1 protein-coding gene is annotated in these 909 nt (G+C 54.7%); it reads right to left on the reverse strand.

All coding sequences use genetic code 11. The annotated features are described in order from the left end of the window. Positions 1-257: 257 nt before the first annotated feature. A partial coding sequence (gene rpsB, locus AC1DRJ_RS29975) for a 30S ribosomal protein S2 (protein ID WP_477805310.1) occupies positions 258-909 on the reverse strand: 652 nt, incomplete at its 5' end.

The following is a 909-nucleotide window of genomic DNA, read 5'->3' on the forward strand; positions in this document are numbered from 1 at the left end:
ATCCATCATGCCTTCGCCGGTACGCTCACGCAGTTCTTTAACCAACGCTGCAGTAATTGCTGCCATTTTCAAAATCCTCTTGGATAGGTTTTCAACCATTCCACCCGACCGAACGGGCGATCAATTCTTCCCGAACCACCGTTGTAATCCACTGCACGTTACAGCTCTGCAAGTGCGGGGCCGACAAACGGTTTTCGAGGTGGCAAAAAGGGGGCCAAGCCCCCTTTTTGCTTACTGAGTCAACGCCAAGGCGTCAATTACTCAGCTGCTGCTACCGGAGCTTCTTCAACGAACTGCTCGGTGCCGCCAGCAACGTGGTTGCGACCGCGAATTACAGCGTCAGCCATCGAACCCATGTACAGCTGGATAGCGCGGATTGCGTCATCGTTGCCTGGGATGATGTAGTCAACGCCTTCCGGGCTGCTGTTGGTATCGACTACGCCGATAACCGGGATGCCCAGCTTGTTGGCTTCGGTGATCGCGATGCGCTCGTGATCAACGTCGATAACGAACAGAGCGTCTGGCAGACCGCCCATGTCCTTGATACCACCCAGGGAACGGTCCAGCTTTTCCAGATCGCGAGTGCGCATCAGCGCCTCTTTCTTGGTCAGCTTGGCGAACGTACCGTCTTCGGCTTGCACTTCAAGGTCACGCAGACGCTTGATGGAAGCACGGATGGTTTTGAAGTTGGTCAGCATGCCGCCCRACCAGCGGTGATCGACGTACGGCGAACCGCAACGTGCTGCTTCTTCAGCAACGATCTTGCCAGCGGAACGCTTGGTGCCGACGAACAGAATCTTGTTTTTGCCCTGGGCCAGACGCTCTACGAAAGTCAGAGCTTCGTTGAACATTGGCAGGGTTTTTTCAAGGTTGATGATGTGGATCTTGTTACGCGCGCCGAAAATGTAT

The sequence above is a fragment of the Pseudomonas sp. P5_B2 genome (assembly GCF_056400445.1).